26 protein-coding genes are annotated in these 25,930 nt (G+C 42.7%); 9 read left to right on the top strand and 17 right to left on the bottom strand.

Annotated elements, in window-relative coordinates:
• Positions 1-270: 270 nt before the first annotated feature.
• The 3 genes from A361_RS23380 to A361_RS23385 all read left to right on the top strand — a co-directional run bounded on the left by A361_RS23380 (position 271) and on the right by A361_RS23385 (position 3,121).
• Positions 271-1,629: a DUF4910 domain-containing protein gene (locus A361_RS23380; protein WP_019383173.1), complete on the top strand. Its 1,359-nt coding sequence runs from the start codon at positions 271-273 to the stop codon at positions 1,627-1,629.
• A gap of 254 nt (positions 1,630-1,883) precedes the next feature.
• The gene (locus A361_RS30635) at positions 1,884-2,033 is read left to right on the top strand and encodes a hypothetical protein (RefSeq protein ID WP_009331622.1); all 150 of its coding nucleotides are present in this window, start codon (positions 1,884-1,886) and stop codon (positions 2,031-2,033) included.
• Positions 2,034-2,128: 95 nt separating this feature from the next.
• Positions 2,129-3,121 (top strand): potassium channel family protein, encoded by a 993-nt coding sequence (locus tag A361_RS23385; protein WP_019383172.1) that lies wholly within the window; start codon positions 2,129-2,131, stop codon positions 3,119-3,121.
• On the opposite strand, the gene A361_RS23390 is transcribed toward A361_RS23385, so the two are convergent.
• On the bottom strand, positions 3,118-3,525 hold the full coding sequence (locus A361_RS23390) for a YugN-like family protein (RefSeq protein WP_009331624.1): 408 nt from the start codon (positions 3,523-3,525) through the stop codon (positions 3,118-3,120). The two genes, A361_RS23385 and A361_RS23390, sit on opposite strands and share 4 nt — an antisense overlap.
• Before the next feature lie 287 nt (positions 3,526-3,812).
• On the opposite strand from A361_RS23390, the gene A361_RS23395 reads away from it, so the two are divergent.
• A complete protein-coding gene (locus tag A361_RS23395) occupies positions 3,813-4,631 on the top strand; it encodes a nuclease-related domain-containing protein (RefSeq protein WP_019383171.1) in 819 nt (272 codons plus the stop codon).
• Between the two features lie 163 nt (positions 4,632-4,794).
• Here the strand turns inward: A361_RS23395 and A361_RS23400 are convergent, their stop codons facing one another.
• Entirely contained in the window at positions 4,795-6,144 is a 1,350-nt protein-coding gene (locus A361_RS23400) for a glucose-6-phosphate isomerase (protein ID WP_019383170.1), read from the bottom strand.
• A gap of 214 nt (positions 6,145-6,358) precedes the next feature.
• Positions 6,359-7,522 (bottom strand): iron-containing alcohol dehydrogenase, encoded by a 1,164-nt coding sequence (locus A361_RS23405; protein ID WP_019383169.1) that lies wholly within the window; start codon positions 7,520-7,522, stop codon positions 6,359-6,361.
• Positions 7,523-7,719: 197 nt separating this feature from the next.
• Here A361_RS23405 and A361_RS23415 point away from each other — a divergent pair, with 197 nt between their 5' ends.
• Entirely contained in the window at positions 7,720-7,953 is a 234-nt protein-coding gene (locus A361_RS23415) for a DUF378 domain-containing protein (protein ID WP_009331627.1), read from the top strand.
• Between the two features lie 65 nt (positions 7,954-8,018).
• On the opposite strand, the gene A361_RS23420 is transcribed toward A361_RS23415, so the two are convergent.
• The 3 genes from A361_RS23420 to pruA all read right to left on the bottom strand — a co-directional run bounded on the left by A361_RS23420 (position 8,019) and on the right by pruA (position 12,282).
• Positions 8,019-9,263, bottom strand: a complete 1,245-nt coding sequence (locus A361_RS23420; protein ID WP_033196627.1) for a Glu/Leu/Phe/Val family dehydrogenase — start codon at positions 9,261-9,263, stop codon at positions 8,019-8,021.
• Positions 9,264-9,413: 150 nt separating this feature from the next.
• Positions 9,414-10,613 carry an ornithine--oxo-acid transaminase gene (locus tag A361_RS23425; protein ID WP_009331629.1) on the bottom strand — a complete coding sequence of 400 codons (1,200 nt, stop codon included), beginning with the start codon at positions 10,611-10,613 and terminating at the stop codon, positions 9,414-9,416.
• Positions 10,614-10,734: 121 nt separating this feature from the next.
• Positions 10,735-12,282 (bottom strand): L-glutamate gamma-semialdehyde dehydrogenase, encoded by a 1,548-nt coding sequence (gene pruA / locus A361_RS23430; protein ID WP_064328225.1) that lies wholly within the window; start codon positions 12,280-12,282, stop codon positions 10,735-10,737.
• Positions 12,283-12,500: 218 nt separating this feature from the next.
• Here pruA and A361_RS23435 point away from each other — a divergent pair, with 218 nt between their 5' ends.
• Positions 12,501-13,925, top strand: a complete 1,425-nt coding sequence (locus tag A361_RS23435) for a sigma-54 interaction domain-containing protein (RefSeq protein ID WP_009331632.1) — start codon at positions 12,501-12,503, stop codon at positions 13,923-13,925.
• A gap of 160 nt (positions 13,926-14,085) precedes the next feature.
• On the opposite strand, the gene A361_RS23440 is transcribed toward A361_RS23435, so the two are convergent.
• From A361_RS23440 to yugI, 3 genes are all read right to left on the bottom strand, one after another.
• Entirely contained in the window at positions 14,086-14,451 is a 366-nt protein-coding gene (locus A361_RS23440) for a group I truncated hemoglobin (RefSeq protein WP_019380060.1), read from the bottom strand.
• A 139-nt stretch (positions 14,452-14,590) separates the two neighbouring features.
• The gene (gene nhaC / locus A361_RS23445; RefSeq protein ID WP_009331634.1) at positions 14,591-16,015 is read right to left on the bottom strand and encodes a Na+/H+ antiporter NhaC; all 1,425 of its coding nucleotides are present in this window, start codon (positions 16,013-16,015) and stop codon (positions 14,591-14,593) included.
• Positions 16,016-16,254: 239 nt separating this feature from the next.
• Complete coding sequence (yugI, locus tag A361_RS23450) at positions 16,255-16,653, bottom strand: S1 domain-containing post-transcriptional regulator GSP13 (RefSeq protein ID WP_009331635.1); 399 nt, start codon at positions 16,651-16,653, stop codon at positions 16,255-16,257.
• 277 nt (positions 16,654-16,930) lie between these two features.
• On the opposite strand from yugI, the gene A361_RS23455 reads away from it, so the two are divergent.
• Positions 16,931-17,299: a helix-turn-helix domain-containing protein gene (locus A361_RS23455; protein WP_009331636.1), complete on the top strand. Its 369-nt coding sequence runs from the start codon at positions 16,931-16,933 to the stop codon at positions 17,297-17,299.
• A 103-nt stretch (positions 17,300-17,402) separates the two neighbouring features.
• Here the strand turns inward: A361_RS23455 and A361_RS23460 are convergent, their stop codons facing one another.
• Both A361_RS23460 and A361_RS23465 read right to left on the bottom strand, forming a co-directional pair.
• Positions 17,403-18,578, bottom strand: a complete 1,176-nt coding sequence (locus A361_RS23460) for an aminotransferase (protein WP_009331637.1) — start codon at positions 18,576-18,578, stop codon at positions 17,403-17,405.
• Positions 18,578-19,081 (bottom strand): Lrp/AsnC family transcriptional regulator, encoded by a 504-nt coding sequence (locus A361_RS23465; RefSeq protein ID WP_019380059.1) that lies wholly within the window; start codon positions 19,079-19,081, stop codon positions 18,578-18,580. Before A361_RS23465 ends, A361_RS23460 begins: the two co-directional genes overlap by 1 nt.
• 174 nt (positions 19,082-19,255) lie before the next feature.
• On the opposite strand from A361_RS23465, the gene A361_RS23470 reads away from it, so the two are divergent.
• The gene (locus A361_RS23470; protein WP_009331639.1) at positions 19,256-20,104 is read left to right on the top strand and encodes an alpha/beta fold hydrolase; all 849 of its coding nucleotides are present in this window, start codon (positions 19,256-19,258) and stop codon (positions 20,102-20,104) included.
• Positions 20,105-20,155: 51 nt separating this feature from the next.
• Here A361_RS23470 and A361_RS23475 read toward each other — a convergent pair whose 3' ends face one another.
• Positions 20,156-20,416: a DUF1871 family protein gene (locus A361_RS23475; RefSeq protein ID WP_009331640.1), complete on the bottom strand. Its 261-nt coding sequence runs from the start codon at positions 20,414-20,416 to the stop codon at positions 20,156-20,158.
• 113 nt (positions 20,417-20,529) lie between these two features.
• Between A361_RS23475 and A361_RS23480 the strand changes: the two genes are divergently transcribed.
• A complete protein-coding gene (locus A361_RS23480) occupies positions 20,530-21,699 on the top strand; it encodes a MalY/PatB family protein (RefSeq protein ID WP_019380058.1) in 1,170 nt (389 codons plus the stop codon).
• A 656-nt stretch (positions 21,700-22,355) separates the two neighbouring features.
• On the opposite strand, the gene A361_RS23485 is transcribed toward A361_RS23480, so the two are convergent.
• The 5 genes from A361_RS23485 to A361_RS23505 form a co-directional block, all read right to left on the bottom strand.
• Positions 22,356-23,306: a nuclease-related domain-containing protein gene (locus A361_RS23485; RefSeq protein ID WP_019380057.1), complete on the bottom strand. Its 951-nt coding sequence runs from the start codon at positions 23,304-23,306 to the stop codon at positions 22,356-22,358.
• A 90-nt stretch (positions 23,307-23,396) separates the two neighbouring features.
• Positions 23,397-23,771 carry a PH domain-containing protein gene (locus A361_RS23490; protein WP_009331643.1) on the bottom strand — a complete coding sequence of 125 codons (375 nt, stop codon included), beginning with the start codon at positions 23,769-23,771 and terminating at the stop codon, positions 23,397-23,399.
• Between the two features lie 98 nt (positions 23,772-23,869).
• Positions 23,870-24,433, bottom strand: a complete 564-nt coding sequence (locus A361_RS23495) for a superoxide dismutase family protein (RefSeq protein WP_009331644.1) — start codon at positions 24,431-24,433, stop codon at positions 23,870-23,872.
• A 389-nt stretch (positions 24,434-24,822) separates the two neighbouring features.
• Positions 24,823-25,032, bottom strand: a complete 210-nt coding sequence (locus A361_RS23500; protein ID WP_009331645.1) for a hypothetical protein — start codon at positions 25,030-25,032, stop codon at positions 24,823-24,825.
• An 82-nt stretch (positions 25,033-25,114) separates the two neighbouring features.
• A complete protein-coding gene (locus A361_RS23505) occupies positions 25,115-25,849 on the bottom strand; it encodes a peptidylprolyl isomerase (protein ID WP_019380056.1) in 735 nt (244 codons plus the stop codon).
• Between the last annotated feature and the right edge of the window lie 81 nt (positions 25,850-25,930).

Consider the following 25,930-nt stretch of genomic DNA (forward strand, 5'->3'; position numbering starts at 1 on the left):
TTTCGATAGTCGAAAGACCTGTATTTTTCTAGTTGCATATGATCATAAACTATCAGTCTCCTTCAAAGGTCATGATTTTACATGTCTGCTGTCCAGATTTAGTACTTTAAATCTACCATTTTTTACAATTCGAAAAGGTAGAATCTTACTTTTCTCACACATCTGAAATATCTGCTAGTCTAATAGAATCGTTTTAACTCTTTATTAAAGGAAGCGGAGATATGTAAGCGAATACATATAGCTGGATTACTAGTCGAGGAGGAATAAAAGATGAAAGTTGGAAGGAAAGCTTCTTCAATTATGCTTGCAGCCGTTCTGACAGCTTCAAGTTTGTATGCAGTGCCTGTTCAATTTGTGCAGAGTGCTGAAGCAGCACAAAGTAAAGCTTTGGATCCTGGCTCCAAAGCATTTGATCAGAAGGTAATTGCAAGGGTCGATGCATCCCGCATGATGGAGGATGTCAGCTATTTATCTGAAACCATAGGGCCGCGGGTTGCAGGAACAGAAGCAGAAAAGCAGGCAGCTGATTTTATACGCAAACGCCTGGAGTCCTATGGCTACACAGTAGAAACACAAGAGTTCAGCATACCGGATAAAATGGCTGGAGATTTACACACCAGTGATCTGAAGGAGGTTCTTATAACCATTCCTTCCGGATCAGGATCAACGCCTGAAGAAGGAATTACTTCTGAATTATATGATGCTGGATTAGGCAGGGCAGCTGATTTTACAGAGGAAGCCAAAGGAAAAATAGCACTTATTTCACGCGGAGAGATTAGTTTTGCGGAAAAAGTTACAAACGCAGTGAATGCCGGTGCTGCGGGAGTTCTAATTTATAACAATGTGGATCAGCCAGCACCCATGAATCCTTCAATTGGAGGCCCATATGACATTCCGGTGGGAAGCATAACAAAGGCAAGCGGAGAAGCACTACTTCAAGATGTTGCTGCACATAACAAAACGGTAACACTGACTGTCAAGAGCTTTAAAAACATAAGATCGCAAAATATTATTGCCACCAAGCACCCTAAGCCTAATAAAGGCGGGGAAACTGACATTGTCCACATTTCTGCACATTTTGATAGTGTACCATTTGCTCCTGGGGCTAGCGATAACGCATCCGGAACCGCTGTTGCCTTAGAGCTGGCCAGAGTCCTGAAAAGCTATCCCGCTGACAAAGAATTGCGTTTTGCTTTTGTAGGTGCAGAAGAGATTGGTCTTCTTGGTTCTCAATATTATGTGAGCCAGCTGAGCGGCAATGAAATAGAGCGAAGCATCGCAAATTTCAATATGGATATGGTAGGCACAGCATGGGAAAATGCCACTGCGATTTACATGAATACCCTTGATGGCCAGGCAAATATCGCAACAGAAGCCGCCATTGCCACAGCCGGGCGGATTGGCACCCCATCTGAGCTGGTTCTTTATCAGCGCGGAGCTTCAGACCATGTTTCTTTTCATGATGCAGGAATCCCGGCAGTCAACTTTATCAGACGAGAACCTGCCACTGCCAATCTTGAACCGTATTACCACACACCACTTGATTCCATCGAGCACATTAGTGCCGAGCGGATGAAAGAAGCCGGTGATCTAATAGGCGCTTCGGTTTACAGCTTAATTCGAAAATAGAATTGACTTAAAGAATCCCCGGATTTTCCCCGGGGTATTTTTTTTCGTTTTTTTACTTTCCGGCTATTTAGTATAAACGATGCGTTTACGAGCAAAATATGAGGGTAAATTATATTCGTTCTAAATTTCATGTTCAAATTATTAAGGGATTTACCGTTTAAATGGAAAAGAAATCGGGTAACATAAATGTAACAATACTAAGGCATTTACTATCTGCCCGATAGTCCTATATATCCCTAAAGGAGGGAGTCATCATGGATTTTGAACACGAGGCTGTCATACTACAAAGAGAACTCTCCCTTCTCATGGATGAATATGAAAGGTGCGAGATTGACGACGTGAAAAATGAAATATCAAAGGACATTCAACTGCTGAGCCGTGCAATAGACGATATACTTAATTAAAGTATATGCTGGCATGGCTTTTTTTTATATTCTATGCAGCTGGCATTTTTTAGCAGTCAGCTGCTGAAACCTTTTTGAAATTTAGGAGGGGTAATATGCCTCAGCACATCTATTACAGTTTCATACGTTTGCCCTTAGTAATCAGAATTCTGCTGATTGCCCTGATGGTGATCTTTCTGTTTGGCGGATTAATACATATTATTGAACCCTCCTCCTTTCCGACATTTTTTGATGGAATCTGGTGGGCGGTTGTAACCGCTTCAACTGTCGGTTTTGGAGATTTTTATCCCAAAAGTACTGCAGGGCGAATAGTGGGTATTGCGCTTATTTTTACAGGAGCGGGCTTTCTGTCTACCTATTTTATTTCACTTGCAACAGCAGCAGTTACCAGACAGAATGACTTCCTGGAAGGAAAGATCGAATATCGGGGTCAAAACCATATTGTTGTGATCGGCTGGAACGAGCGCTCAAGGGAGATCGTCAATACTCTTGGAGGCGATGGGATGAACCATTCCATTGCCTTAATAGATGAAACACTAAAGTCTAACCCTGTTCCCCACAATAATGTACATTTTATTCAGGGTCGCGCTAACAGAGATGATGTACTTGTGAAGGCAAATATCTTTGATGCCCAAAAAGTAATTATAACAGCTGATCAGAACAAAGATGAACTGCATGCTGACATGAATTCAATATTAACCTTATTGGCAATCAAAGGATTAAACCGGGATGTACAATGTATTGTTGAAATATTAACTTCAGAACAGGCAGCCAACGCCAAAAGAGCGGGAGCCGATGAAATTGTTCAAACGAATGTTCTTACTAGCTTCGTCATGATCAACAGCGTCTCTTCCCAGGAGCTTGTTACTTCATTCCTTGATTTGCTGGGACAGCTTGATAAACGCAAATTAACTTTTCAGCCTGCATCAGAAGAAGTGGAAAATAAGACTTTTGTTGAACTTAGTGCTGAGCTTATGAAAGAAGGCATTCTGCTTTTGGGTGTTAAAAGAGGGGAAGAAACTCTGGTTAATCCTCCCCAGCCTTTTAGAATTCTTCAGCAGGATCAGCTGATTGTTATACTCGGTTAATCTCTTAATAATTTAGACTCCAGCTCTTCGACAAGCGCTTTGCCGAGATCAATGAATTCTTCCGGAAAACTGGCATCCTTATCCACAGGCTCCGAGAATTGATCAAAGGAGGCGCTGAAATTCCCTGTATAGGCGTGGTCATCCAGGCCGCGCTGATACTTATGGGAAAGCAGAAACGGCCTGCCTATTTCCACCGTACAGCTTGGATCATCAAGCTGCCCATCAATTGCCTTAAATGGGACCCTTAAAAACTGGTACCCCACCTCATCATCAATTTTGTAATCAAAAGATCCGTGATCATAATCCCAGTTCCCGCCAATCGAATAGCCAATCGGCTTCAAAGCCTGCTCCAGCTTATATAAATCAAAATGCTTTCCTTCCGCTTTTGAAGGTATCTCAATCACTGAATCCATCCCCTTTACGCTTTTTGCTTAGTTTCTCCAATGTAAGGGATATCATGAATGCGATTTCCGAAGATTATGTTTAGGAATTTGAGGTTTCGCGAATATAATTTAGTTTTCGCGATTATCTGCAGAAAATCGCGGATAAATCTGTGTTTTTCGCGGATATATGTAAAATCTCGCGGAAATTATTAAGGTTTTTGCGGTTAAGTGCTATTTTCGTTTTTGGAAAGAAGGAATTCCATTCTTAAAAGCGGAATTATCATTACTTAGAAAGGAGTGAAACCTATTTGATAATAAAAAATCGTTTAATACCTATCAGAATCCGACAGAACGAGGCCCTAATCAGGCGAATCCCAGCTGCTCATCCACAGAGATCAACTATAGAAGGTGATTTAGCTAAAAGAAGAGTCAGTTATCGAGGGGAACAGTCGCTGGATTATTATTTAAGTCACCTGCCTGATAAGGAATTTACTATCCTGCATGATTTAAGGCTTTTTAATGGAAGCACTTATTTTCAAATCGACACCCTCATTCTTTCCCCATACTTCGCTTTAATTATTGAAGTGAAAAATATCCTTGGAACCCTCCTTTTCGATGAGACCTTTAATCAGTTCATAAGAACTCGGAATGAAAAAGAAGAAGGCTTCCCTAATCCTCTTATACAAGCCAAGCGCCAGAAAACACAATTAAAAACCTGGTTAATCCAAAACTTAGCAGCCGATATACCAATAGAATATCTAATTGGCATAAGCAGCCCCTCTACTATCCTGAAAACTTCTACAGATAGCTCACATGTTCCATTTCGCGTTATTCACATCGAACACCTTATTGAAAAAATTAAGTTCTTCAAACAAAGTTATCCTATAGAAGTTATTACATCTCGACAGATTAAAAAGATTCCGAGAGCACTGGTTATAAACCATGTACCTGGATTTTTAAATGTCTTGGACCATTACAATATCTCTTCTCAAGAAATTATTAGTGGTGTTCAATGTCCAAGCTGTCTTATTTTCCCCATGCGGCGGATCCATGGAGATTGGCTGTGCCCCCAGTGCGGGTGTAAGAATAAGAAAGCTCATCTGCCCGCTTTATTTTCTTCTGATTAGTCCTGCTATATCAAACAAGCAAGCCAGAGCCTTCCTTCATTTAGCTTCTGAAGATACCGCATCTCGACTTCTGTCTGTAATGCCCAGTTCAGGCACTAAAAAAAGGCAGAATTTACTTTCTTCAATAAAAAAACGCCCACCCGCAGGCAGACGCTTTTCACTATTACTTTAATCTCTTTTCAAGTTCAGCTTTTTTCTCTTCAAATCCTGGTTTTCCTAACAGAGCGAACATGTTCACTTTATATGCTTCTACTCCAGGCTGGTCGAACGGATTCACTCCCAGCAGGTAGCCGCTCATTGCACAGGCTTTTTCAAAGAAGTAAACCAGGTAGCCAAATGTGTAGGCATCCATTTTTGGTATGGATACGATCAGGTTTGGCACTCCGCCGTCTGTGTGTGCAAGCATTGTCCCCTCAAAGGCTTTGTTATTTACAAAGTCGACAGTCTCACCCGCAAGATAGTTCAGGCCATCAAGATCATTCTCTGCTTCTTCAATGGTAAGCTCATGGCGTGATTCTTCCACCTTGATAACCGTTTCGAAAAGGTCCCGGCGGCCTTCCTGCACATACTGGCCTAATGAATGAAGGTCAGTGGAGAAATTTGCTGAAGAAGGGAAAATTCCTTTCTGATCTTTTCCTTCACTTTCACCAAACAGCTGCTTCCACCACTCTGCAAAATATTGAAGTCCTGGTTCGTAGTTGATCAGCATTTCAATCGTTTTGCCTTTGTTATAAAGAACATTGCGGACCGCTGCGTACTGGTATGCTGCATTCTCCTGAAGCTCAGATTTGCTGAAGTCTTCGCGTGCCTGTGCAGCACCGCTCATCATATCTTCAATGTTTGCACCGCTGACAGCAATCGGCAAAAGACCAACTGCTGTAAGGACTGAATAGCGGCCTCCTACGTCATCCGGAATAATAAATGACTCATAGCCTTCTTCTGTCGCAAGAGTCTTTAGAGCGCCTCTTGCTTTATCGGTTGTAGCATAGATTCGTTTACGCGCTTCTTCCACACCATATTTCTCTTCCAGCATTTTGCGGAAAATACGGAAAGCCAATGCAGGCTCAGTTGTTGTGCCTGATTTTGAGATAACATTGATGGACCAATCTTTGCCGTCAAGAAGGTCCATTAAATCCTTCATATAAGCGGAACTAATATTGTTGCCGGCAAATAATACCTGCGGAGTGCCGCGCTTTTCTTTTGGAAGTGCATTATAGAAACTGTGCTGAAGCATTTCAATAGCCGCACGCGCTCCAAGATAGGAACCTCCAATTCCAATGACGATAAGAACATCGGAATCGCTTTTAATTTTCTCAGCAGCTTTTTGAATGCGGGAAAACTCTTCTTTGTCGTAGTTTGCAGGCAAATCGATCCAGCCTAAAAAGTCACTGCCAGCTCCAGTTTGTTCATGAAGGGAGTGATGGGCTACCTTCACGGCATCCTGCAGATATGTAATTTCATGTTCGCCAAAAAAAGGAAGTGCTTTTGCGTAATCAAAACGAACGTGTGTCATGAATGTCCTCCAATTTTTCTCAAATTTAAACAGCCTTCAGTAATTCTGGCTGTCATCCTTATACCACTTTAACGAAAGCCTTAAAGTTAATCAAGAATCATCCTCTAATGTAAGCGTGTCCAATTTTGACATATTTTTTACGCGCAAAAGGTGATTGTCATTTTTCGGCGAAAATTGTAAAAGGACTCTGCTTTGGCAGAGTCCAGCCTGATATTTATAAAGAAGCGCGGTAGATTGAAACCACGTCATCATGATTTAATTTCGAGAAATTGCCGAATTCTCCGTTGACAGTCGCTTTGTCTGCCATCAATTCGATCTTGCTGTCATCAATATCATAATCAGCCAGGCGTGAAGGTGCACCAATGCTGTTCCAGAATTCACGAAGCTTTTCAATGCCTTCAAGCGCAGTCTCCTCATCTGTTTTTCCTGCCGGATCCACGTTAAATACACGGATAGCCAGCTGCTTGAATCGCTCAGGCTTCACGTTCAGATTATGCTTCATCCAGTTCGGGAACAGAATGGCCAGACCCCCGCCATGAGGAATATCATAAACGGCAGATACAGCATGCTCGATGTTATGTGTAGCCCAGTCTCCCCGGTAGCCCATATTCAGAATACCGTTCAATGCCATTGTGCCGGAATATAAGATGGAAGCACGATGCTCGTAGCTTTCAAGGTCTTCAAGGAGCTTAGGAGCTGCTTCCATAATGGTAATCAGCAGGGATTCACACATGCGATCCTGAAAATCGGTATTTTCTTCAAGATGGAAGTAATGCTCCAGTACATGGGACATCATGTCCACAATTCCATATACCGTCTGATTCCTTGGCACCGTGAACGTATTAACAGGGTCAAGGATTGAAAATTTAGGGAAAGTCACAGGACTGCCCCAGCCATATTTTTCGTTTGTTTCCCAGTTTGTAATTACAGATCCTGCATTCATTTCAGAACCGGTTGCCGCTAGTGTAAGAACGGTTCCAAACGGCAGAGCTTTTGCAGCAAATGCTTTCTTGATGACTAAATCCCAGGCATCGCCATCATATTTGGCACCAGCTGCGATAGCTTTTGTGCAGTCAATTACACTCCCGCCTCCAACTGCCAGCAGGAAATCAATGCCTTCAGTTTTGCAGATTTCAACGCCTTTGCGGACAGTGGAAATTCTTGGATTAGGCTCAACGCCTGATAGTTCAAATACTTCAGCCCCAATTTCATGAAGCTGTTCCTTCACTTTATCATATAAACCATTGCGCTTAATGCTTCCCCCGCCATACACAATAAGAACCTTCTTGCCATACTGCGGAATTTCAGTCTGCAATTGGGAGAGCTGATCTTTCCCAAAAATTAATTTAGTCGGATTATAAAAGGTAAAATTTTGCATATCACCATCTCCTTTTCCACATCATTATCTTTCAAATTTTCAGCTAATGCAAAAAGTACGATTCGAAAGGCGGACATTATATATGCCGGTTCTCAGATCATCTTTTTCATTATGGCTCTTAACGATTATTACGATGAATATTTTTTATTTCCGTGCAGCAACATAATAGTGAACCTATACTACAAGGAGGAAACATCATGAGTGGCATACAGCGTATTGCACTGGTTCTAACAATTATTGGCGCTATTAACTGGGGTTTAATCGGATTCTTCCAATTTGATCTTGTGGCAGCTATCTTTGGCGGTCAGGATTCAGCCCTTTCAAGAATAATATACGGTCTTGTGGGCATTGCGGGCTTAATCAATCTGGGGCTTCTCTTCAAACCAAATGAAGAGCTGGAAAGAGAACCTGAAGCAAGGCCAACCCGTTAATGCATGCAAAAAATCCTTGCACATTGTGTGCAAGGATTTTTTTGTTTTATATATCGATTACCGAATTACACCCAGCCTCTGAAGCGGGATGCTTCAGACATTTTTCTCGCGCCGACCATGTAGGCAGCAAGACGCATATTTACTTTTCTTTGCTGTGAAGTCTGATAAACATTATCGAAAGCTTGAACAAGCACTTTTTTCAGCTTTTCTGTAACTTCCTCTTCAGTCCAATAGTACCCCTGATTGTTCTGTACCCATTCGAAATAGGATACCGTCACACCGCCTGAACTGGCTAACACATCAGGAACAAGCAGGATTCCCCGATCTGAAAGAATTTTTGTCGCTTCAAGAGTGGTTGGGCCATTTGCTGCCTCTACTATGATGGAAGCTTTAATATTATGGGCGTTTGCAGCGGTAATCTGATTGGACACAGCCGCAGGAACCAGGATATCGCAATCCAGTTCAAGCAATTCTTCGTTTGTCAAAGTGTTATCGAAAAGGGTCGTTACCGTTCCAAAGCTATCGCGCCTATCAAGAAGGTAATCAATATCCAGGCCATTTGGATCATATAGAGCACCATAAGCATCTGAAATGGCGACCACTTTAGCGCCTGCATCATGCATGAATTTTGCCAGGAAGCTTCCTGCATTTCCAAACCCCTGAACAGCCACACGTGCTCCTTCAATGGAAATGCCGCGCTTTTTCGCAGCTTCCTCAATGCAGATCACTACACCCTGTGCAGTTGCCTTTTCCCTTCCTTGCGACCCGCCGAGAACAAGCGGCTTGCCTGTGATAAATCCGGGAGAATCATACTCACGGAGTCGGCTGTATTCATCCATCATCCAGGCCATGATCTGTGAATTCGTATAAACATCCGGAGCAGGTATATCTTTTGTAGGGCCAACGATCTGGCTGATTGCCCTTACATATCCTCGGCTTAAGCGTTCCAGCTCTCCCATTGACATGGAACGGGGATCACAAATGATGCCGCCTTTCCCCCCTCCATAAGGAAGATCCACAATTCCGCACTTTAAACTCATCCACATGGATAAAGCTTTTACTTCATCCTCATTTACTTCAGGATGAAAACGGACACCGCCCTTTGTCGGTCCTACCGCATCATTATGCTGTGATCTGTAGCCGGTGAAAATTTTTGTCGACCTGTCATCCATCCTTATCGGGATTCTTACCGTGAGCATCCTCAGCGGCTCTTTCAGCAGCTCATACATCTCATCTGCATAGCCGAGCTTGTTCAAAGCTTCTTTGATCACAACTTGAGTTGAAGTAAATAAATTTAAAGACTCTTCCATTTTTTGTTCAGTTTCTTTACCAGCTACTCCTGCAGCTCCCATCATGGCACCTCTTGATTTTAATATTTAGGAAAATTACAGCAATACTCCATAACCGGCGGCCCTGCATCACAAATTCAGACACAAGGGCCAACTGTCCGTATAATTGTATTAGCTTAATACTTTATTGATTCTTTCAATTGCCCAATCAAGCTCTTCTTCAGAAATGACTAAAGGAGGGGCAAAACGAATAACCGTGTCATGCGTTTCTTTGCAAAGCAATCCTTGTTCTTTAAGCTCTTCACAATATTTGCGAGCTGGCTCATTCAGCTCAACACCGATAAATAAGCCGCGGCCGCGCACTTCTTTAATAACCGGATTATTAATTTCTTTTAATTTGCTCATGAAATAGTCGCCCAGTTTAAGGGAACGGTCTGCCAGCTTTTCTTCAACCAATACGTTCATGGAAGCAACAGATACGGCACAAGCCATTGGGTTTCCTCCAAATGTTGAACCATGTGATCCAGGATTAAATACCCCAAGAACATCTTTATTCGCAACTACGCATGAAATCGGGAATACTCCTCCACCAAGCGCTTTCCCTAAAATGAACATGTCAGGATCTACATCTTCCCATTCGCATGCAAACATTTTTCCGGAACGCGCAAGGCCAGCCTGAATTTCATCTGCAATGAATAATACATTGTTTTCCTTACAAGTTTCATATGCTTTTTTCAGGAAGCCTTCCGGAGGAATCACAATTCCAGCTTCACCTTGGATTGGCTCAATTAAGAAAGCCGCCGTATTCTCAGTGATTGCTTCTTTAAGAGCGTCAAGATCTCCGTAAGGAATCAGCTTAATGCCTGGAAGCATAGGTCCGAAGCCCCGCTTATATTCTTCTTCAGAAGAAAGCGAAACCGCTGTCATTGTACGGCCATGGAAGTTACCTATACAAGCAATGATCTCTGCCTGGTTATCTGCCACGCCTTTTACATCATAAGCCCAGCGGCGTGCAGCTTTGATTGCCGTTTCAACCGCTTCCGCACCAGTGTTCATCGGAAGGGCCATTTCTTTATTTGTCAGTTCACAGATCATTTCATACCAAGGCCCCAGCTGATCGTTATGGAAAGCACGGGAAGTTAGCGTTACGCGGTCAGCCTGATCCTTCAGCGCCTGGATGATTTTTGGATGGCGGTGCCCCTGGTTTACTGCTGAATAAGCACTTAGCATATCCATGTATTTATTGCCTTCAGGATCTTCCACCCAGACACCTTCCGCTTTCGAAATAACGATTGGAAGCGGGTGATAGTTGTTTGCACCGTATTTTTCAGTTTGTTCGATTAGTGAATGTGATTTTGTCGCTTCAGTCAATTAAAATTCCTCCTTTTTCAGAATAGTCCTTTATATTGTAACGTTAAGCTATTCTTCTTTAAACTATTTAGGGTTTTAGCATGCACAGGATATGAAAAATCCTGTGCATGCTTTACAAGTCTTAGTACATTTCAGAAGTAGTCTTCGCCTGCATGTGCAGAAGAATGTAGTCAGGGCCGCCCGCCTTGGAGTCAGTTCCTGACATGTTGAATCCGCCGAATGGCTGGTATCCAACAATCGCGCCTGTACAGCCGCGGTTGAAGTATAAGTTTCCAACATGGAAGTCTTCGCGCGCTTTTTGGATGTGCTCACGGTTCTGTGTGATCACAGCACCTGTTAAGCCGTACTCGGTGTTGTTGGCGATTTCAAGCGCATGATCGAAATCTTTTGCCTTTGTGAAGCCAACGACAGGTCCAAAGATCTCTTCCTGCATTAAGCGTGCATCCGGGGCAAGGTCTGCGAATACTGTCGGCTTGATGAAGAAGCCTTTCGAGCTGTCTCCTTCTCCGCCAGTCATCAGCTTGCCTTCCTCTTTGCCGATTTCGATGTAGCTCATGATCTTGTCAAATGCGCCCTGGTCAATCACTGGACCCATGTAATTGCTCTGGTCTTCAGGATTGCCCTGCGTTAATTCGTTCGTCAGTTCCACCACACGGTTAAGAACCTGATCGTATACATCTTCTACTACAACCGCACGTGAACATGCAGAGCACTTCTGGCCGGAGAATCCGAAAGCAGAGGCAACGATTGAAGTAGCTGCCAATTCAAGGTCTGCTTCTTTGTCCACAACGATTGTGTCCTTACCGCCCATTTCAGCGATAACACGCTTTAGCCAGATTTGGCCTTCGTTTAGCTTGGAAGCACGTTCGTTGATGCGAAGACCAACGTCGCGTGAACCCGTGAAGGAGATGAAGCGAGTGTCTTTATGGTCAACCAAATAGTCGCCCACTTCTGCACCGCTGCCCGGTACAAAGTTCAGCACGCCCTTCGGAAGGCCTGCCTCTTCCATCACTTCAACAAATTTCGCAGCCACAACCGGTGTTGTAGAAGCTGGTTTTAATAGGACTGTATTTCCTGCCACGATCGCGGCAACAGTAGTGCCGGCCATGATTGCAAGCGGGAAGTTCCAAGGAGAGATGATGATCCCCACTCCCAATGGAATGTAGTCATAACGGTTATATTCGTTCGGACGGCTGTTGACTGGAACACCGTCTTTGATTTTTAAGATTTGGCGTGCATAGTACTCAAGGAAGTCAATGGCTTCCGCAGTATCAGCATCTGCCTCGTTCCAAGGCTTCCCTGCTTCCTTTGTTAAAAGGGCAGAAAACTCATGCTTGCGGCGGCGGATAATCGCAGCAGCTTTGAATAAAACATCTGCGCGTGTTTCCGGCTTCACTTTTCTCCATGTTTTGAATGCTTCAACAGCAGCCTGCATTGCTTTTTCCGCAAGCTCGCGGTTTGCCTTTGAAACACGGCCAACTACTTCTTCTTTATTAGAAGGATTGATGGATACGATTTTTTCATCAGTAGAGATTCTTTCTCCGCCTATTAATAAGTCATAGTCCTGTCCTAAATAGCTTTCGACTGTTTTTAATCCCAGTAAGTATGCTTCACGGTTTTCTTCTGTTTTAAAATTTGTGAAAGGTTCATGTTTGTAAGGCTGTACCATGATGCCATCCCCCTTTAATAAATTCGTTTTTTATCCACTATTTTATTATGCAAGAACTGTGCCAAATATAAAAAGCTGATAAATGAGTATTTTCATAAACTGAAAGCAAAATATTTTTGCCCTTTTTAAATCACTAATAGTTATTGGTGCAAATTTTCATTGCATATATTCGAATTAGTATATACTATTGAATAAACTGCCGAGTGAAGGAGATCACAATGAATCACAGGGAATTTGAACAGCTCCAATTGAAAAGCAAGTTATTTCAACGGATATTAGATGAAATTGATGTTGGTGTCCATGTAGTGAATGAGGAAGGAAGAACAACATTCTACAATAAAAAAATGGCCCAAATAGAGGGTATGGATTATGAAGATGTACTGGATAAAAATCTGCTGGATGTATTTTCTTTCAATCAGGACGAAGACAGCACCTTGCTTCAGGCGCTCAAAAATGGCAGCAAAATTAAAAATGCCAAACAAACCTATTTTAACAATAAGGGACAGGAAATCACCACGATCAATAATACTTTCCCAATTATGGAAGATGGTGAACAGATTGGTGCTATGGAAATCGCACGTGATGTCACCAAGCTTGAAAAGCTGATCAGAGAAAATATGAATAAACGCGGAGACACCCGCTATACTTTCGATAGTATTATTGGCAGCAGCGACGAGATCCAAGAAGTGATTGAAGCGAGCAAAAGAGCAACCCGGACAAGTTCTTCTGTCCTGATTATCGGGGAGACCGGCACAGGGAAAGAGCTTTTTGCCCAAAGCATCCATAATGGCAGCAGCCGCTCTTCAAAACCATTTATCTCCCAAAATTGCGCTGCTCTTCCGGACAGTCTGATAGAGGGTCTTTTATTTGGTACAAAGAAAGGGGCATTTACAGGCTCCATTGAAAGGCCAGGATTGTTTGAACAGGCAAATGGCGGGACTTTGCTGCTCGATGAAATCAATTCACTTAATCCATCCCTGCAGGCAAAGCTTTTGAGAGTTTTGCAGGAAAAAACGGTCAGAAGGGTCGGTGATACGAAAGACCGGACAGTAGATGTAAGAATTATAGCAACCATTAACGAAGACCCGATTGATGCTATCTCAGAAGACCGTATGAGAAAAGATTTATATTACAGGCTAAGTGTTGTTTCCCTCTTTGTTCCGCCTCTGCGCGAGAGAAGAAAGGATATCAGGGATCTTGCACAATTTTTCATAGAAAAATACAATCAGCTCTTTGGGATGAATGTAGCGGAAATCGATGAAGAAGTAATGAGCAAATTCGAGCAATACGATTGGCCGGGCAATGTACGGGAACTGGAGCATATTATCGAAGGGGCCATGAATCTGATTGACCAGGAAGAAGCGATCAGCTATGTGCATTTGCCTCTTCACTTCCGGAATAAGCCTCAATTCAAGGAGGAGCCGAACGAAACCGGTCATTTGGAGGATTTGCTTATACAGAAAAACAAGCCTATTAAACCACTTGAACAATATATACAGGAAGCTGAGACCTACTATCTAAAGAAGGTCCTTAAACACCATGGCAATAATATAACCCAGTCCGCAAAATCTCTTGGCATGAGCCGGCAAAACCTGCAATACCGGCTAAGAAAATACGGAGTAAGGAAAGAAACAGCTGATTGAAGCCGCTTGAGGTTAGAAGAATAATTTGTTCGCAGATATAATGAATTTTACGCGATAAAACTTGATTATCTTGATTATATTCTTTGGCGGATAAAAGATATTTTCCGCTGGTGTATCCTAATTTCCGCGTAACAAAAACGAAAAGCTCCCCTTGGGGAGCTTATTTGTATAGAATATCGTCCCTAAGAGCTGCAACGCGAGTCAAAGCTTCATCGATATCCCTCTCATTCACCCCAAAATGGGCAAGCGCATCATGCAGATGCCTGGCAATCGCGTTAAAGTGTTCGGGCTGCAGGTTCAAACCCTCATGCGCTTTTGCCATGGAATTGCCTGAATATTGATTAGGGCCGCCTAATGCATAGCTTATGAACTTGGATTGATGACGTTTTTGCTTAATCATATCCGTATGCTCAAAAAACTGATTGACGGTCGGATCCTTTAATACCAGTTCCTCGTAAAAATAATCAACTACTTTTTCAATGGCTTCTCCGCCGCCTGCTTTTTCGTAAAGTGTCTGTTCTGCCATAACTATCTCTCCTTTTAACAAAATGTATTCTTTGACTAACTCAAAGTACCTATTCATAAATCACGACAGGAATTGCTCCCATTTACTTTACCCTATCATCGCTTTTTCAAAAAACAAAAGACTCCGAAGGATCGGAGCCCTATGATGCTATTTGATCTTTTTCTTCCATTTCTTTTCGTTCCTGATCACTCATGAAAGTTATTTTGTAGCCAAGCATGGCAAAGATAATAGCCAGGATCGGCACAGTGAAATTTAAAATCGCGTAAGGTGCATATTCAAAGGGATGAACAGCCAGTGTTGACATGATAAACACTGCACAAGTATTCCATGGAACAAAAACAGAAGTGACCGTACCGCCATCTTCAAGTGCCCGTGAAAGATTTTTGGATTGCAGATTTTTATCCTTAAATGCCTGTGTGTACATTCTTCCCGGCAGCAGAATGGAAATATACTGCTCTGCAGCCGCCACATTTGTAAAGAACGCAGATAGTACGGTAGTTGCTACTAAACTTCTTGCTGAACGGGCCAATTTCAGTATCTGTTCAACTATGGCTTTTAACATGCCGGTCTGCTCCATAACTCCCCCGAAAGCCATCGCCACAATCGTTAGGGACACGGTGTACATCATATCGTCAATGCCGCCTCTATTGAAAAGCTCGTCCACCATTGTGTTGCCTGATTCAATCGAAAATCCGCCCTGAAGAGTATTGACCGCATCCCCCACAGCACCGCCCTGGACTAAAATATGGCAAAGCCAGCCAAGGAAAACCCCCACCGCAAGCGAAGGCAGTGCAGGCACCTTTTTTGCCACTAACCCTATAACAATTACAGGTACCAGTAAAAGCCAAGGAGAGATGACAAAGTTCTCTGATAAAACATTCATGACACCAGTAATTTTATCATTATTCAAATCATCCCCGCCAAATTGCCTTCCCAAAAACCAATAAGCAATAATGGCAATGGCCAGCGCCGGAAGGGTTGTGTAAAACATATGCTTTATATGCGCAAAAAGATCCGTGCCTGTGATTCCCGCAGCCAAATTAGTCGTGTCGGACAGCGGTGACATTTTATCTCCGAAATAGGCGCCTGAGATGATAGCTCCCGCCACCATTGGAGCCGGGATGCCCATACTGATTCCAATGCCCATACCGGCGACGCCAATTGTTCCCATTGTAGACCATGAGCTTCCGATTGCCAGAGTGACAATGGCACAGATAATACAAATTGAGACTAAAAACATGGATGGGGTCATCAGTTTTAATCCGTAAAAGACCATGGTCGCTACAATTCCCCCGCCAATCCAGGAGCCAATTGTCAAACCGACCATTATAATAATCAGAATAGCCGGGAGCGCTAACTTAATGCCTTTATAGAAGCCTTCCTCAATATCGTTCCACTTATAGCCAAAACGCCAGGCGATGAAAGCGGATACAATTGTTCCGGTAATTAAAGGCACATGAGGGCTTCCCTCAAACTTAACAATTGTAATAATCATGGCAGCAATCATCACCAGCAGCGGCAGCACTGAAAACCAGAAGGGAATTTTCTTTCCTGTTTCTTGCATGTATGTTCCTCCTTTTAAAGTTGCAGTTGGTTTAACTATTGCAAGATTAATGCCAAGATATTAAATTCCAACATTTTTCAGACTATTTATCTTAAAAAATATAAATTTCATCTTTTTTATGTAGCTAAGCATGCAAAAGAATTTGTCGAGCGCTCGCTCATTTTGCACGAGAAAGCAAATATTTTTTGCATCCCAATGAAAATAAAAAACCGGGCAGGAAACCCGGTTTATCCATTTTATTACTTCTTAATAAGATCTTCGCGCTGGGACTGGTCAATCCACTCTTGAAGCTTATCCTTAAGTGTGTTGAATCCCTGTGCAGATTCGTCTTCCATTTTGATTGGAGCTGCCTGGCGCTTGCGAGGCTTTCTAGCTTTCGCTTCTGCTTGGGGAGCTTCTTCTGTTGCACGGATTGATAAACCAATTTTACCTGCTTCTTCGTCAACAGACAGCACTTTCACCTTTACTTCATCGCCCACTTTAAGATGCTCATTGATATCTTTAACGAAACCATGAGTCACTTCGGAAATGTGCACTAACCCCTGTGTATTCTCATCTAATGCCACGAACGCACCATATGGCTGAATACCTGTTACCTTTCCTGTAATAACACTGCCTACTTCGATTTTCTCAGACATGAAAACACTCCTATTTAAATTCAAATTTTATCTCTTTATACGCAATAAGAAATTATATCATAACTTCTTAAAAATATCAAAAATGATTTTGATGACACTCACTTACATTTTATCCCATAAACAATTCTGACAGCCATTCATTATAATAAAACAATCCGCAAACAATATGTAGACATCTTTTTGGTTTGTTAACGAAATGTTCATGAAGTAAAGAAAGGATCTCACGTTTCTCATGATAAAATATAGATAGAAGAAATTGACAGTGGGAGTGATGGGTATGTCAAAAATCGGCCATAACATTAAAGCCTGCCGAGAACGCGCAAATATAACCCAGCAGCAGCTTGCTTTGAAAGTGAGAGTTGGAACGGGGACGATTGCAAAATATGAAAATGGAGACCAGATTCCTGATACCCAGACTGTTTTAAAAATCTCAACCGCCCTCGATATTCCAGCTTCTGAGCTGCTTGAACAGGAACTTCAGAAGGGCCAGTCAGGAATCGATTATGAAATTGAACAGCTTGTGCGTGAAATTGGCACCAAAAAAGCTAAGCTCATCTTGCGCAAAGCAAAGGAATTCAGCGAGGAAGATTTCCTCCGTGTCATGCAAATGCTATTTGAGATCAAATATGATCAAAAAGTTTTATAAAAGAGAGTATATAAAAAGAGAATACTGGTTAGCCTTGTAGTGTAAGGCTTTCTAGTATTCCCCCCTTTTTGAAGTTGACAATCTGTTGCGGATTGTCCTTTTTTTATGCCTTTTGGTTTCGCTTTAAGAAATGGCCAATTCTCTTAATTGCTTCCTGCAGCAACTCCATGGAAGTGGCATAAGAGCAGCGCACATGGCCTTCCCCGCTTTCGCCAAAAATATTGCCTGGCACCACCGCTACCTTTTCCTCCAGCAGCAGCTTTTCTGCAAATTCTTCAGAAGAAAGTCCCGTACTTTCAATAGATGGGAAAGCATAAAAGGCTCCGCCCGGCACATGGCATGTTAATCCCAGTTCATTTAGGGATTGAACGAAATAATTCCGCCTGCGCTTATAGCTCTTTTTCATATCCTCAACATCTGATCTGCCTGTTTTCAAGGCTTCCAGAGCGGCAAACTGGGCCATCGTTGGCGCACACATCATCGCATACTGGTGAATTTTCAGCATCGCCTGGGATATCGCTTCAGGAGCGCAGACAAACCCCAATCTCCAGCCTGTCATGGCAAACCCCTTTGAAAATCCCGAGATCAGGATGGTTCTTTTTTTCATCCCGCTGATTGCGGCAAAACTTGTATACTCGCCATCATAAGCAAGCTCAGCATAAATCTCATCTGAAAGAACCAGCAAATCGTATTTTTCAGCTATTTGGGCGATGGCCTCCAGTTCACTCCCACTTAACATTGTTCCAGTCGGATTATTGGGTGAACAAAGTATAATGGCTTTAGTTCTGTCAGTTATTACTTTTTCCAGCTGCTCAGGCAGAATCTTAAACCCATTCTCTTTTAAAGTTTGAACCTGAACAGGCACACCGCCCGCAAGAGACACTAATGGCACATATGATACAAAGCTTGGCTCGACTACAATTACTTCATCGCCCGGATCGAGGATGGCCCTAAGAGCTATATCAAGCGCCTGGCTCGCTCCCACTGTCACGATTATTTCACTCCGGGGAGAATAACATACTCCGAAGCTTTTCTGCATATATCCTGCAATTTCCTCCCGAAGCTCCATTAACCCGGCATTAGCCGTATAAGATGTATATCCCTGCTCAAGCGATAGGATGGCTGCCTCACGCACAGACCATGGTGTGATGAAATCAGGTTCCCCCACCCCAAGGGAGATGACTCCTTCCATTCCTGCAGCAAGGTCAAAAAAGCGGCGGATCCCGGAAGGCTTCAGCTCTTCCACCGTTTTTGATAAATAAGACTTAGTTCCATTCATTACGGTGACACCACAATTCGTTTGTCGTCTTCATTATGTTCAAAAATAGTGCCGTCATGCTTATATTTTTTTAGAATAAAATGTGTGGTTGTCGATAAGACAGAATCGAGAGTCGATAGCTTTTCTGATACAAATCGGGCGACCTCATTCATGGAACGGCCTTCGATGATGACAGAAAGATCATAGGCACCGGACATTAAATAGACAGACCTTACTTCTTTGAAACGGTAAATTCTTTGTGCAACTTCATCAAATCCCACCCCGCGCTTTGGAGCGACCTTCACATCAATCATTGCGGTAACCCCTTCATGACCGTCGACTTTTGACCAGTCAATAACGGAACTAAAACGCACAAGCACTTTCATTTCCTCGAGTTTATCTAAAATAGTTTCTGTTTCAGCCATACTTAATTCAGCCATTTTCGCAATGTCTTCCACAGGGATTCGCGCACTGTTGTTTTCTAAAATTTCTAAAACCTCTATTTGCTTTTCAGTTAATTTCACCTTTGTCGCTCCCATCCTTTAGTGATTTACTCTATAAAATAGTTACATTATAGCAAAAACTGCGGAAAATAAATGTGTCACTTTCATTATTTATTAATTTCTTTAAAATCATATGTGTCAAGATTAAGTTTAAGGGGAAAATAAAGTAAAACCGGGACTAGGAGGGGAAGGCCAATGGAACAAGCGACTTTTTCTGGAACAGAGCCTATTAATGGAACAGAGGTCTATTATGAATACTACAAACATGAGTCCTCCAGGGATACCCTGGTGCTGCTGCATGGTTTTCTGTCATCCACCTTTAGCTATCGCAGGCTGATTCCTCTGCTGCAAACGGAATTCAATGTGGTATCAATTGATTTGCCGCCCTTCGGCAAAAGCGGAAAATCCCAGCAGTTCGTCTACTCATACAAAAACTTGGCGGATACGGTTATCCGCTTATCAGAAAAGATGGGCTTTGAAAAAGTTACTTTAATTGGCCATTCCATGGGGGGACAGATTGTTTTAAATGTCGCACACTCCAAGCCTGAACTCGTAGACCAGGCAGTATTGCTTTGCAGTTCCGGATATATGAAACGAATGAAGCCGCATATCATCTTTTCAAGTTACATACCTTTCTTTCATCTGTATGTTAAATTATATCTACAGCGCTCAGGGGTAAAGCAGAATTTAAAAAATGTTGTCTACGATCATTCCATGATTGATGATGAAATGCTTTACGGATATTTGTCGCCATTTTTAGAAGACGATATTTTCCGGGCTTTAACCAGGATGATTCGCGATAGGGAAGGCGATATGCCTGCCTCTGCATTGAAGAAAATAGAAACGCCTTGTCTATTAATTTGGGGAGAACATGACAGAGTCGTCCCGCTTCATATCGGCAAACGGCTGAATAAAGATTTAAAACATTCCAAGCTGGTGGTATTAAAAGAAACCGGGCATCTTGTGCCGGAAGAACGGCCGGAAGATGTTCTTCAGCATATCAAGAGTTTTATGAATACCGTTCGGGTACAGGAAAGTGTATAGTATTGTAAATAAAAATGGCAGCCCCAAGGTCTGAGAGCTGCCGTTTTTATCTTAAATAGCACAGGAGCCATTATTCTTTATTTCCAGAAGACGCCCTGAGATTTCTTTGCATTTTTCCAAAGGAATAATTTCCTCAAACGAGAATTCATAAATGGATTGAATCTTCCTGGCCAATTTCATTAAATCATTTAAGTCATGGACTGCCTGGACTGAATCCGCAATTTCAGTATCATAATTGCCCGGCCCCACTCCAAATGGATCCCACTGATCCAGGGTGTAGACAAGCAAGAGATTCGTTTGCTGAATTTCCATGTATATCACCTTTTTATTATTCGGCCGACCGAGCCGCAATATTTTAATTTTTAGCATCAATATCATATCATAGAGTCAAGGTACATAAAAGAATTCTTAAGGCGGTGACAGGATTGAATCGTTTTAATTTCCATCAAAAAATCAGCAGGGAAAATACAGCTTCTGTTAAATGGGATCGGACCAAGGAGGTTTTTGGCAGATCCGATGTATTGCCCCTGTGGGTAGCAGACATGGACTTTCAGCCTCCCGAAGAAGTAAAGCAAGCCATTGGAGACAGAATTGCTCATGGGGTCTATGGATATACGTATGCACCGGATTCTACTGCAGAATCTATCGGACAGTGGCTGAACAAACGGCATGGCTGGAAAATCGAAAATGAGTGGATTCTATACAGCACGGGAGTGGTTCCCTCCATCGCAACTGCCATCCAGGCTTTTACTGAAAAAGAGGATAAAGTATTGCTGCAGTCTCCAGTATATACTCCATTCTTTGAGATGATTAAACAGAATGGGCGCACTGTCGTTAATTCTCAATTGAAACTCAAGAATGGCCGGTACGTAATTGATTTTGCCGATTTTGAAAACAAATTGAAAGAGGGCGTGAAACTATTCCTTCTCTGCAATCCGCACAACCCGGGAGGCCGAATGTGGACAGAAGAGGAACTGAGGAAAATAGGGGAGCTATGTGTTAAATATGATTGCCTTATTCTTTCTGACGAGATTCATTCTGATTTAATTTATAAAGGCCATAAGCATTATCCCCTTGCTTCACTGGATCCGCGATTTGCAGAACTCACGGTCACCTGCATAGCTCCCACAAAAACCTGGAACCTTGCAGGAATTCAAGCTTCAGCTGCCATTATAAGCAATGAGAAGCTGCGGAAGGCTTTTCAGGCAGAACAGCACAAGCAAGGATTCTTCACACTGTCCGCTTTTGGAATTATTGGCATGGAAGCAGCTTACCGCCATGGTGAAGAATGGCTTGATGGTTTGATGGATTATCTGGAAGAAAATAAAAGGACTGCTGCGGAATTTATTACACAACACCTTCCGGGTATTCGCTTGATGGAGCCAGACGGCACATATCTTCTATGGCTTGATTGCCGCGGAATGGGATTAACTGATGCCGAACTGCGCCAAAACCTTTTGGAAAAAGGGAAGCTAGCCCTGGAACCAGGTCCGAAATACGGCCCGGGCGGCGAAGGATTTGTTCGAATGAATATTGCCTGCCCTCATGAAGTATTGGCGGAAGGGCTGGAGAGGCTGAAAAGAGCTTTTGGGTGATAGCGTTTGTGGAGGCACGGCTGAGGCCGTGCTTTTTTGTGTGCTGGGATATCCCGGTTGTCCATACTCTCTTGTTTCTCTTTTTTTCGTCCTTAATACATCTGATTAATTACCATTTTCCTCTCTCCTCTCCTTTTTTCGGTGTTAATCTCTCTGATTAACTACCATTTTTCTTTGCACCCCTTATTTTTGGCGTTAATCCATCCGATTAACTACCGTTTTTCTTTGTACCTCTTATTTTCGGCGTTAATCCCTCTGATTAACTACCGTTTTTCTGTGGACCCCTTATTTTTGGCGTTAATCCCTCCGATTAACTACCATTTTTCTTTTACACCCTTATTTTTGGCGTTAATCCATCCGATTAACTACCGTTTTTCTTTGCACCTCTTATTCTCGGCGTTAATCCCTCTGATTAACTACCATTTTTCTCTCCCCTCCCCTATTTTCGGTGTTAATCCCTCTGATTAACTACCATTTTTCTTTTACACCCTTATTTTCGGCGTTAATCCCTCTGATTAACTACCATTTTTCTCTCCCCTCCCCTATTTTCGGCGTTAATCCTCCGATTAACTACCATTTTTCCCTCCCCTTCTTGTTTTCGGTGTTAACTCTTCCGATTAACTACCATTTTCCTCTTGCCTCTCTTATTTTCGGTGTTAATCCATCTGACCTCCATTCACTTTTTCCTCCCTTTGGCATGCTTGGTAATAAGAAGCCTTCCCCCTCCCCTTTTTTTCATAATTTCTCACTAGTATCCTCTGCACCACTTTCCCGGAACCAATACCACCGCACCAATCTACTATTGTATTTGTAGTAATTTTCCTATCCGGAAACAAAACCGCAAATTCCTTTACACTTCTCAGTACTGCAGTATCCACCTTTTCTTTCGATCCACATTCCCCGCAGGTTAAGTAACCTTGAGTAAAGCGGGCTAAAAACGAAGTACACGAACTGCATATAATCCCTTTCCTCAAAAGGTCATAAGTGTATTCTGGAATCCGAACATAGGGATTCTCCTTCAAGCAGCGGGCATTTAACTGTTCAGCCAGCTTCAGGTTTCTCGATTTCGCCGCATTAGGAATAGTTTTTAATTTCTCCAGGAATCGATTAAGCTGCGAAGGAAATACTGCAGGAATATTGATAGGAGCTTGATAAAGCTGAAAGCCGGGATTAATGAATATCAGATGTGATTTGATGGGAAGATGGTAGCCGAATTCTTTAAGGAGGCCCCGTAAAAGGGTTTCGCTTCTTTGCAGCTGGAGGAGGGGATTTTTTATTTCTGTTTTGGATAGCAGGGAATACCATCTTTCATTTTCTATGTAATAGTCCCCTTCATAGTTTTTTACTTCAAAGATGAATATAGTGCCGCCGGCGATAAGGAGAGTATCGATTTGGAAATGGGTATTGCTGTTTTCCAGCAATAGATCATTTAGAATAATGCAAGAGTCTGGCAAGTCCTGAAGCTCCCTATCAAAATGCTGCTCGCCTGCATAGCCCTTCTCTAAATGCAGATACTGATTTTCATTTTTCAAAGGCAGTTCCAGGCGGCGGGACAGAAAGCGGAGCATTTCCAGCTCCTTTGGTTCGAAACGGAGTCTGTTTATCATCACTCACATCCTTTATCAAGATAATTTAATTTTATGAAAATTCCACCTGAACTACAAGCAAAATCCCCTTGGTTATACTAGCAAGGGGATTTATAGTACATATTCAGCAAGCACACTCTGCACTTCGTATATGTTCAAGTTTTTATTAAAATGCTTTTCAATTGGTTCGTCTGATCCTGAGATCCAAATTTTTAATTCGGCCTCCAGATCGAAGCTGCCTGCGGTTTCAATGCTAAAATGGGTGATGTTTTTGTAAGGGATGGAATGATACTCGATTTTTTTCCCTGTGATTCCTTGCTTATCCACCAGAATCAGACGCTTGTTTGTAAAAATGAATAAATCGCGGACGAGCCTATAGGCTTTTTCAACCTGTTCACTCGGGGCAAGGACTGCTGAAAATTCCTCCTGAACCTCATTAATGTCCGCTTCAGATGCATTGCCGATAAAACCATCGAAAATTCCCATTTAACCAACCTCCATTATAAGGTTTAACTCCATTATACGGATCGTTCGGAAAAATTCCCAGTGATAAAGTCTCCCCTGCCAGGAAAGCCTTCAATTATTTATTCTTCTGTTGATTGATCGTCCTGTGCTTTTTTCTGTCCTTCTTCTTCTTTATCTTTTGAAATACGGCCGCAGGCAATGCGTTCTCCTGAATCTCCTGCCGGCTGAGTCATGCCATCATCTGGTCCATCATGGATAACAATGGAAGTCCCTTCCTTTGTCAACAAAGAATTTTTGTCTTCTTTTAACGTGACTTGGGGCGCCATAAAGTCAATCTTAGCCTTGCCGTCATCCTCAACAATCAGGTTGGGAAGATCACCCGCATGTGATCCTTTGGGATGAAGCAGCCCATGTTCCTTATTGTCAGGATTGAAATGATTCCCTGCCGATTTAAAGTCAGGAGGCTCGCATTTTGCTTCTTCATGGATATGGATGGCAAGTTCCCCCGGAGGAAGTCCGCTCAGACCCCCGCTCAACTTTACTCCGCTCGCCTGTTCCTGCACCTTAATTGTCCCTAATGAATCACCTGCAGCGTTAAACATTTCAACTTCCGTATTCGTAATGTTCTCTTCCCCGCAACCGGACAGAAGAAGAACAAAACCAAGCATCAGCGCTTTTTTCATGATTGAATCCTCCATCAAGACATTTTGTCTTTAGTGTTGCCCAATCACTTTATCAATAAACAAGAAAAGCGCAAGCTCCTTGCTCACCTAAGGAACGCAGACTAAGATCGCCTCGTCCTGTGGCAACGTCTGCATGACCCGCATCCTCCCAAAAGCTGTCGCTTTCGGTCATGCGATGTTTATGCTGACGAAGCCTTCCCTGTCCTGCGGGCCTCAGGCATAAGACGGTTCCTGTAAGAAGGCGTTCTTCCTTCTGAAAGGAAACGGCTTATGACCCCGAGTCCCTAGGAGCCGAAACTAGACAAGGTTGTGACCTCGAGGGGGTAGGCTGCTTGCGCTAGACAGTTATCAAAGTTATAATTTCTTAACAAAAAAAGAAGAACAGCTGCTCAGCTGTTCCCCCCTTGTCTATTTTGCCTATCGATGCGCTCTTCAAGCTCTTTCGCCTTGGCTGCTTCGCGCTTTGACACACGGATAATTAATCTCATTGTAAGAATGGCCGCAACTAAAAAGATGGCAAACGTTACAGCTGCAGGGCCATATTCTGATTTATCTTCCGGAAAATATAGAAACAGCGACAGTACATACCATTGCAACATCCTAATCAATCCTTTCTGCTAAAAGCAGTGTCCACCCGAATTATTATATCAGCAATGATTACACAGTCCAATGTTTATACACTTATTTTAAAACCTCTATCTTTTCAATGACCACATCTTCCGCTGGCTTGTCCTCTTCGGCAGTTTCAACTTCTGCGATACTGTCGACTACATCCATTCCCTCAACAACCTGTCCAAAAACGGTGTGCTTATGGTCAAGCGTTGGTGTACCACCATTTTCATAAGCTTTAATAATATCTTCCGGATAACCGGCCTTTTCCATTTGCCCTTTCAAGCTTGGATCAAGTCTCGTGTTCTGAACAATAAAGAATTGGCTACCGTTTGTATTCGGACCTGCATTTGCCATTGATAGCGCACCGCGAATGTGAAAGAGCTCGTTGGAGAATTCATCTTCAAACGCTTCACCGTAAATGCTTTCTCCGCCCCTGCCGGTTCCCTCAGGGTCGCCTCCCTGGATCATAAATTCCTGAATGACACGGTGGAAAGTCACCCCATCGTAATAGCCATCTTCACTATGCTTAATGAAGTTTTCAACCGCTTTGGGAGCCTGATCCGGGAAAAGTTTAATTTTAATATTCCCTTTTGACGTCGGCATTTCCACCAGTCTTTCATTTCCCTCAACTTCTTCTGTTAATTGCGGAAAGCTGTCCGGTGCTTCTTCACTTGCCTGGTTATCTGTTTGGCTTTCTTCAGCAGCAGAACCATTTGCCTTGTCCTCTTCTTTTTCAGTGCTTGTCCCGCATGCTGCCAGGATCAGCATCAGAAAAAGAAGCGGTGCTAGAAAACGACATTTCATTTTCTCATCCTCCTATGAAAAAACTAATCATTTTTTAGCTTACCTGATTTATTGAAAATTTGCACTTTGTTTTTTCAAGCT

It is taken from the genome of Cytobacillus oceanisediminis 2691 (genome assembly GCF_000294775.2).
GTDB lineage: Bacteria > Bacillota > Bacilli > Bacillales > Cytobacillaceae > Cytobacillus > Cytobacillus pseudoceanisediminis.

Coding starts and splice junctions, on each gene's coding strand:
- A361_RS23380 (WP_019383173.1), top strand. CDS start 271: ATGAAAGTTGGAAGGAAAGCTTCTTCAATTATGCTTGCAGCCGTTCTG.
- A361_RS30635 (WP_009331622.1), top strand. CDS start 1,884: ATGGATTTTGAACACGAGGCTGTCATACTACAAAGAGAACTCTCCCTT.
- A361_RS23385 (WP_019383172.1), top strand. CDS start 2,129: ATGCCTCAGCACATCTATTACAGTTTCATACGTTTGCCCTTAGTAATC.
- A361_RS23400 (WP_019383170.1), bottom strand. CDS start 6,144: ATGACACACGTTCGTTTTGATTACGCAAAAGCACTTCCTTTTTTTGGC.
- A361_RS23405 (WP_019383169.1), bottom strand. CDS start 7,522: ATGCAAAATTTTACCTTTTATAATCCGACTAAATTAATTTTTGGGAAA.
- A361_RS23415 (WP_009331627.1), top strand. CDS start 7,720: ATGAGTGGCATACAGCGTATTGCACTGGTTCTAACAATTATTGGCGCT.
- A361_RS23420 (WP_033196627.1), bottom strand. CDS start 9,263: ATGGAAGAGTCTTTAAATTTATTTACTTCAACTCAAGTTGTGATCAAA.
- pruA (WP_064328225.1), bottom strand. CDS start 12,282: ATGGTACAGCCTTACAAACATGAACCTTTCACAAATTTTAAAACAGAA.
- A361_RS23435 (WP_009331632.1), top strand. CDS start 12,501: ATGAATCACAGGGAATTTGAACAGCTCCAATTGAAAAGCAAGTTATTT.
- A361_RS23440 (WP_019380060.1), bottom strand. CDS start 14,451: ATGGCAGAACAGACACTTTACGAAAAAGCAGGCGGCGGAGAAGCCATT.
- nhaC (WP_009331634.1), bottom strand. CDS start 16,015: ATGCAAGAAACAGGAAAGAAAATTCCCTTCTGGTTTTCAGTGCTGCCG.
- yugI (WP_009331635.1), bottom strand. CDS start 16,653: ATGTCTGAGAAAATCGAAGTAGGCAGTGTTATTACAGGAAAGGTAACA.
- A361_RS23455 (WP_009331636.1), top strand. CDS start 16,931: ATGTCAAAAATCGGCCATAACATTAAAGCCTGCCGAGAACGCGCAAAT.
- A361_RS23460 (WP_009331637.1), bottom strand. CDS start 18,578: ATGAATGGAACTAAGTCTTATTTATCAAAAACGGTGGAAGAGCTGAAG.
- A361_RS23470 (WP_009331639.1), top strand. CDS start 19,256: ATGGAACAAGCGACTTTTTCTGGAACAGAGCCTATTAATGGAACAGAG.
- A361_RS23475 (WP_009331640.1), bottom strand. CDS start 20,416: ATGGAAATTCAGCAAACGAATCTCTTGCTTGTCTACACCCTGGATCAG.
- A361_RS23485 (WP_019380057.1), bottom strand. CDS start 23,306: ATGATAAACAGACTCCGTTTCGAACCAAAGGAGCTGGAAATGCTCCGC.
- A361_RS23490 (WP_009331643.1), bottom strand. CDS start 23,771: ATGGGAATTTTCGATGGTTTTATCGGCAATGCATCTGAAGCGGACATT.
- A361_RS23495 (WP_009331644.1), bottom strand. CDS start 24,433: ATGAAAAAAGCGCTGATGCTTGGTTTTGTTCTTCTTCTGTCCGGTTGC.
- A361_RS23500 (WP_009331645.1), bottom strand. CDS start 25,032: ATGTTGCAATGGTATGTACTGTCGCTGTTTCTATATTTTCCGGAAGAT.
- A361_RS23505 (WP_019380056.1), bottom strand. CDS start 25,849: ATGAAATGTCGTTTTCTAGCACCGCTTCTTTTTCTGATGCTGATCCTG.